The following is a 6,940-nucleotide window of genomic DNA, read 5'->3' as shown; positions in this document are numbered from 1 at the left end:
TCCCAGTCTCGCCAGTGCCAATGCGCCGCTGTCGCTTGCGCCGCAGGCCGAGAGTTCAGCTGCGCCTGAGCCGCCGGTTCGTGTAGCAACGACCAGCCCCAATGCGGTCCAGCCCGCCCCTAACGCTGGTGCGGCGAGCGGCGGCTACTTGGTGCAGATCTCCTCGCAACGGAGCGAGGCGGACGCGCAGGCCTCCTTCAGGGCTTTGCAGAGCAAGTTCCCGTCTGTGCTCGGATCCCGTGCGCCCGTGATCAGACGCGCCGATCTTGGCGAGAAGGGCATCTATTATCGGGCGATGGTAGGTCCCTTCGGTTCACACGAAGAAGCCTCGCAGTTTTGTGTCAGCCTCAAGTCGGCTGGCGGCCAATGCGTTGCCCAAAGGAATTAATGGGCGCTTCGCGCTTGCGCTGTTGACCCCTGCGTCGGCGGGCGGCTAATCGGCGCCTTATGCAGCCACGCGCATTCATCACGGGCATATCCGGAGCGGATTTAAACGCCGATGAGCGGGCATTTATCGAGGCCGAACGCCCCTGGGGCTTCATTTTGTTCAAACGGAACATTGAGGCGCCGAAACAGGTCGCTCGGCTCGTTGCAGAATTGAGAAAATGCGCCGGCCGCAGCGACGTCCCGATCCTGATCGACCAGGAAGGCGGCCGGGTCCAGCGCCTTGGGCCGCCGCACTGGCCGGTCTATCCAGCGGGAGCCGTATTCGGGACGCTCTACGATCTCGATCCGGCCCTCGGCCGCTCAGCCGCTCGATTGAGCGCCCGCCTGATCGCCGCCGACCTTGGGGAACTCGGCATATCAGTCGATTGCCTGCCACTGGCGGATGTACCGGTGGCGGGTGCGGATGCCGTCATCGGCGACCGCGCCTATGGAACCGAACCGGCAAAGGTCGCTGCGATTGCGCGCGCCGTGACCGAAGGTCTTCAGGAGGGTGGTATTTTACCGGTCCTCAAGCACATCCCGGGGCACGGGCGGGCCACGGCGGATAGCCATTTGCGGCTTCCCACGGTTAAAACGTCGGAAAATGAGCTCAAAAAGACGGATTTTGCGGCTTTCCAACCGCTCGCGGACCTACCCATGGCGATGACGGCACATGTTGTGTTTAGCGCGCTGGACCCGGTCCATCCGGCCACGACTTCTGCGACAATCATCCGGCAAGTGATTCGGGGCGTGATCGGGTTCCAGGGTTTGTTGATGAGTGATGACGTGTCGATGAATGCGCTCTCGGGATCGATCGGGGAGCGGACTCGGGCCATCTTTTCCGCCGGATGCGACGTGGTCCTGCACTGCAACGGCAAGCTCGAGGAAATGCGAGAGGTCGCCGCCGAGACGCCGGAATTGTCAGGAAAAGCACTGGCGCGGGCCGAACAAGCGCTCGCATCGCGTGGGACGCCGCAGCCATTCGACAAGGCCGCGGCCTGGGCCGAACTGAAAGCAATGATGGGTAAAGCGGGAACTTTGGGCGTATGACCGCAGAAATTCTCTCGTTTGAAACCGGACGCCCGGCGGAGCTCGCCGATGGCGAACCCTCGCTCGTTGTCGATGTCGAAGGCTATGAGGGTCCGCTTGACCTGCTTCTTGCGCTGGCACGGCAGCAGAAGGTCGATCTCGCGAAGATTTCCATCCTGGCGCTGGCCGACCAGTATCTGAAGTTCATCGAGGCCGCCCGAAAAATCCGGCTTGAACTGGCGGCCGATTATCTCGTGATGGCGGCGTGGCTCGCCTTCCTCAAGTCGCGGCTGTTGTTGCCGGAACCGGCGACCGTCGAGGGCCCGAGCGCGGAGGAAATGGCAACCGCGCTTGCCAATCGGCTTCGGCGCCTGGAAGCCATTCGCGAGGCTTCAAACCGGTTGATGAACCGCCCGCAATTGCAGCGCGATATTTTTCCACGCGGATTTCCGGAGACCATCGCGGAAATTCGGCATCCGAAATACACGGCGACTTTGTTTGATCTGCTCACCGCCTACTCCGCGCAGCGCCAGCAACGCGTGCTGGCGTCGGTGCATCTGGCCAAGCGCACGGTGTGGTCACTCGCCGAGGCGAGGGCCTCGCTGGAGCGGCTCGTCGGCATGGCCGAGGATTGGAGCCGGCTGGATGAGTATCTCATCCGCTACGTCGTCGATCCCTCGCAAAGGGCCACCGTGTTCGCCTCGAGCTTCGCTGCTGCGCTCGAGCTCGTGCGCGAGGGCGAGGTCGAGTTGCACCAGCAGGAGCCGTTCGCCCCGTTGTTTTTTAGAAAGCGTCCGCCGCAGCCAACGCCCGACGCGATGGCGGCGCCGGGCGATCTGTCGGTCGAGTGAGTAAAGAAGGAGACCCTGCCATGGTAAGTCTGGCGGAGAAGCGCGACATCGAGGCCGACGAGCACGCCGACCATCCGCAAACCCGGCCCGAGGAGCTGAGGTTGCTGGAGGCGCTGTTGTTTGCTTCCACCGAGCCGCTCGATCAGGCGACGCTTGCGAAGCGGATGCCCGACGGCGTCGACATCAAGGTCGCGCTGGCGCAGTTGCAGGCGGATTACGCCTCGCGTGGCGTCAATCTGGTTCGCATCGCCAACAAATGGACGTTCCGCACCGCGGGCGATCTGTCCTGGCTGATGACGCGCGAGAGCACTGAGACGCGACGGCTGTCGCGCGCGGCGATCGAAATGCTTTCGATCATCGCCTACCACCAGCCGGTCACCCGCGCCGAGATCGAGGAGATCCGCGGTGTGGTTACTTCGAAGGGAACGCTGGATGTGCTGCTGGAGACAGGGTGGATTCGTCCGCGCGGCCGCCGCAAAACGCCGGGACGTCCGTTGACCTTCGGAACCACGGAGGCTTTTTTGTCGCAGTTCAGCCTGGAGGCGCTCGGCGACCTGCCGGGCCTTGAGGAACTGAAAGGCACGGGCCTGTTGGACTCGCGGTTACCTTCCGGTTTCGATGTTCCAACACCTTCCGACGATCCGGCGTTGCGCGAGGACGAAGATCCGCTGGAGGCAGGCGATCTGGAACTGGCTTTGGCGCCGGCCGTCGAACCGGAATCGGGTCCGGAAAGCCAATAAAAGCCGATTTCGGAGCGATCGCGGGCATCAGCCCGCGCGTTGCTTGGCGCGTTAACGGTCAGCCGCGTAACACCGATTTTACGCGGCCTAAGTCCTTGTTTTTGGCACCCCTTGAGCCTACGTTTGATGAAGGATAGTCAGGGGCTGGAAGGCTCCGAATTGAGCGTGTTTTGGAGGATTGCAGGATGGGTTCGCTTAGCATTTGGCACTGGATCGTAGTGATCGCAGTCGTCCTGCTGCTGTTCGGTCGCGGCAAGATTTCCGATCTGATGGGTGACGTCGCCCAAGGCATCAAGGCCTTCAAGAAGGGCATGCAGGACGACGACAAGGACATCGAAAAGACCGAACCTGTGAAGTCAATCGACCATGGCGCCTCCCCGCAGGCGGCGCGGACGGATGTCGGCAGCAAGGCTGTTTGATCCGCCGGTTGCATCATAAGGCCAGCGCCCCGACAGCGATCGCGCGGGCGGCAAGACCGGTGGAATAAAAGCGCGCACGGCCCAGTCTCCGAAAACGAGAGACGCTGGCCTCGCGGAAGCGGAAGCTTTCATGTTCGATATTGGTTGGAGTGAATTCGCCGTCATTGCCGTGGTCGCGCTGATTGCCATCGGCCCCAAGGAATTGCCGGGCGTTCTGCGCATGGTCGGGCAATGGGTCGCCAAGGCGCGCAAGATGGCCGGCGAATTCCAGGGTCAGTTTCAGGAAGCGATGCGCGAGGCCGAAATGGCCGACCTCAAGAAGAGCTTCGATGAGGTCAAGGAAGCGGCGAGCGGCTTTGCGAGCGGCAACATCATGACCTCGCTTCAGAGGGACGTCAGCTCCGCTCTCAGTATCGATGGCGTCGACGACAAGCCAGCCGCCGCTGCCGAGACGGTGTCATCGACTGCGGAAGTTACTGCTGTTGAAGCCACACCTGTTGAACCGGCGGCTTCGGAGCCGCTCGTGATCGCTCCGGAAAATCAGCCGCAAACGGTGACGCCGGATCTGCCTTCGACCGATGTCGAGGCCGAAGTCCCGCGGGATGCCAAAGCGTCATGAGCGACGACGATATCGAGGCCAGCAAAGCGCCGCTGATGGATCATCTGATCGAGCTGCGCTCGCGCCTGATCAAGGCGTTGCTCGGCTTCGGCGTTGCTTTCATCTTCTGCTTCTTCTTTGCCAAGCAGATCTACAACGTGCTGGTGTGGCCTTTCGTTTGGGTCGCAGGTCCGGAAAATTCAAAATTCATCTACACCGCGCTTCTGGAATATTTCATCACCCAGTTGAAGCTCGCGCTATTCGGCGCAGGCTTCATCTCGTTTCCGATCGTGGCCGCGCAAATCTACGCCTTTGTGGCGCCTGGTCTCTATAAGAACGAGCGCAAGGCCTTCCTGCCATATTTGATCGCCACGCCATTCTTCTTCGTGCTTGGCGCAATGCTGGTTTATTTCGTGGTGCTGCCGATGCTGGTGCGGTTCTCGCTCGGCATGCAGCAACTGTCCGGGCCTGAGACCGCGCAGATCCAGCTATTGCCCAAGGTTGGCGAGTTTCTGTCGCTGACGATGTCGCTGATTTTCGCCTTCGGCATTGCCTTCCAGCTTCCGGTAATCCTGACCCTGCTGGGGCGGATCGGTCTTGTCACCTCCAAGCAGCTGCGCGACAAGCGGCGCTACTTCATTGTGGTGGCCTTCATTATCGCGGCCGTGCTGACCCCACCCGACGTGCTGAGCCAGGCCTCGCTCGCGGTCCCCTTGCTGGCGCTGTATGAGGGTTCGATTATCGCCGTTCGGATCGTGGAAAAGAGAGCCGGCGCATCCAAGACGACCGCTACCACCCCGCCCGGCGCGAGCCCGCCGCCCGATCCTACGCCGGCAGAGTAGGGCGAAAAGCGCTCCGGGATTATTGCTGGTAATATTTGCTCGATTCTTGCCGTCATCGTCCGCCCGGGCGGACGATCCAGTATTCCGTGACGCCAGACTGTTTCAAATCGCGGCTGTTCGGGTTACTGGATGCCCGCCTTCGCGGGCGAGACCGCCTCAAGAGTTGTGACGTCTCAGGATCAATTCCCCATGCACGACATCAAATGGATCCGCGATAACGCAGCCGCCTTCGATGCCGCCTTGAAGCGGCGGGGGCTGGCGCCGTTGTCAGCTTCACTGCTGGCGATTGACGAGACGCGCCGCGCCGCGATCCTCAAATCGGAGCAGGCGCAGGCCCGGCGCAATGCGGCCTCGAAGGAAATCGGCGACGCCAAGAAGGCAAAGGATGAGGCGCGCGCCGCGAACTTGATGGCGGAAGTGGCATCACTGAAGACCACCATGCCGGAGCTGGAAGCCGCCACCAAAGCGGCTGACGCAGAACTAGGAACCGCGCTCGCAGCCGTCCCGAATCTGCCGCTTGATGAAATCCCCGACGGGACAGATGAGCATGGCAATGTGCAGCATCATGTTTTCGGCGCCGCGCGCAATTATGCATTTACGCCAAAGCCGCACGACGATCTCGGCAACGCGCTCGGCATGATGGATTTTGAAGCCGCCGCGAAGTTGTCGGGCGCGCGGTTTGTCGTCTTGAAAAAAGGTCTGGCACGGCTCGAACGCGCGATCGGGCAGTTCATGCTCGATCTGCATACAAATGAACACGGCTATGCCGAGATCAATCCGCCGCTGCTCGTACGTGACGACGTCATGTACGGTACCGGGCAATTGCCCAAATTCGAAGACGATCAATTCTGGGCCATCAAGGGTGAACTGCTCGCGTCCGCAGGTAATGAAGTCGGGCTAGAAAATTTGAGAAGCGGGCGGTTGGGTCTCATCCCGACCGCCGAGGTGTCGTTGACCAATCTCGTCCGCGAATCCATCGTCGATGAGAAAGAATTGCCGATGCGGCTGACGGCGTTGACGCCCTGCTTCCGCGCGGAAGCCGGTGCTGCGGGGCGCGACACCCGCGGCATGATCCGGCAGCACCAGTTCACCAAGGTCGAACTCGTCTCGATCACGACGCCCGAGGCGAGCCACGACGAGCACGAGCGCATGCTGTCTTGCGCGGAAGAAGTGCTGCGCCGGCTCGACCTGCATTACCGGGTCATGACGCTGTGCGCCGGCGACATGGGCTTTTCGGCGCAAAAGACCTACGACATCGAGGTCTGGATGCCCGGGCAAGGCGACGGCGGCGCATTCCGGGAAATATCGAGCTGCTCCGTCTGCGGCGATTTCCAGGCGCGGCGGATGGATGCGCGCTATCGCGGCAGCGACGGCAAGCCGCGCTTCGTGCACACGCTGAACGGCTCCGGCACGGCGGTCGGCCGCGCGCTGATCGCGATCATGGAGACCTACCAGCAGGCCGACGGCTCGATCGCCGTACCCGACGTGCTGCAACCCTATATGGGCGGCGCCAAGATCGTTTCGCCGGACCGGTAACGCGGTATCGACAGCGCGATTTGTTTTGCCGTCCGTCGGCGATCCGCAGTTGCGCGGACTGCGCGCGCGGGTAATCTTTGTTTCCGATTGCCACCAGATGCATTTTTCGGAAACGACCAACGCCAATGGCCCTGCATCGCGACATCTATTGGGTGGGCAAACAATGGGCGGTCACGGGCCTTGGCATTCAGGCCTGCAACCAGAAGCAGAAGAGCCAATTCGACATCGAGGCGTCGCGCCTGTGGGAAGATGGCGTGCAGGATGCCGTACGCGCCGAGAAGTGGGTCAACACGGATGACTTTGAAAAAGCGGTCACCGTTGCCCGCAAATATTATCCAGAGCCGCCTCGAAAGGCGGCTCCGCCCCAGGCTGCGGTTTCGTCGCCCATTCACGTTGCAGCGGCGCCCGAACCCGAGCCGCCGAGGCTGGTCAGTCCGAAATTCGATATGCACTCCGAAGGGGCGCTGGCCAATCTGCGGCCAGTGTGGCGCGTCCGCAG

General features: G+C 61.9%; 9 protein-coding genes. All 9 read left to right on the top strand.

Annotated elements, in window-relative coordinates; translation table 11 throughout:
- The coding region (locus tag WB528_RS14030) for an SPOR domain-containing protein (protein WP_423889016.1) at positions 1 to 388 on the top strand (388 nt) is incomplete at its 5' end.
- Positions 389 to 447: 59 nt separating this feature from the next.
- Complete coding sequence (gene nagZ, locus WB528_RS14025; protein ID WP_423889015.1) at positions 448 to 1,476, top strand: beta-N-acetylhexosaminidase; 1,029 nt, start codon at positions 448 to 450, stop codon at positions 1,474 to 1,476.
- Positions 1,473 to 2,306, top strand: a complete 834-nt coding sequence (locus WB528_RS14020) for a segregation and condensation protein A (protein WP_423889014.1) — start codon at positions 1,473 to 1,475, stop codon at positions 2,304 to 2,306. The genes nagZ and WB528_RS14020 overlap by 4 nt, the downstream gene beginning before the upstream one ends.
- A gap of 20 nt (positions 2,307 to 2,326) precedes the next feature.
- Positions 2,327 to 3,046 carry an SMC-Scp complex subunit ScpB gene (gene scpB, locus WB528_RS14015; protein WP_423889013.1) on the top strand — a complete coding sequence of 240 codons (720 nt, stop codon included), beginning with the start codon at positions 2,327 to 2,329 and terminating at the stop codon, positions 3,044 to 3,046.
- Between the two features lie 185 nt (positions 3,047 to 3,231).
- The gene (locus WB528_RS14010) at positions 3,232 to 3,465 is read left to right on the top strand and encodes a twin-arginine translocase TatA/TatE family subunit (protein WP_423889012.1); all 234 of its coding nucleotides are present in this window, start codon (positions 3,232 to 3,234) and stop codon (positions 3,463 to 3,465) included.
- A 130-nt stretch (positions 3,466 to 3,595) separates the two neighbouring features.
- Positions 3,596 to 4,084, top strand: coding sequence for a Sec-independent protein translocase protein TatB (tatB, locus tag WB528_RS14005; RefSeq protein ID WP_423889011.1), 489 nt, complete (start codon positions 3,596 to 3,598; stop codon positions 4,082 to 4,084).
- Complete coding sequence (gene tatC, locus WB528_RS14000) at positions 4,081 to 4,905, top strand: twin-arginine translocase subunit TatC (protein WP_423889010.1); 825 nt, start codon at positions 4,081 to 4,083, stop codon at positions 4,903 to 4,905. Before tatB ends, tatC begins: the two co-directional genes overlap by 4 nt.
- Positions 4,906 to 5,094: 189 nt before the next feature.
- Positions 5,095 to 6,441, top strand: a complete 1,347-nt coding sequence (gene serS / locus WB528_RS13995) for a serine--tRNA ligase (protein ID WP_423889009.1) — start codon at positions 5,095 to 5,097, stop codon at positions 6,439 to 6,441.
- A 125-nt stretch (positions 6,442 to 6,566) separates the two neighbouring features.
- Positions 6,567 to 6,940: hypothetical protein (locus WB528_RS13990; RefSeq protein ID WP_423889008.1), on the top strand; the 374-nt coding region annotated here is incomplete at its 3' end.

The sequence above is a fragment of the Bradyrhizobium sp. genome, from assembly GCF_049586575.1.
In the GTDB taxonomy this organism is placed as follows: Bacteria; Pseudomonadota; Alphaproteobacteria; order Rhizobiales; family Xanthobacteraceae; genus Bradyrhizobium.
Note: the sequence above shows the minus strand (reverse complement) of the source record. Positions and strands in the feature narration are given on the sequence as shown.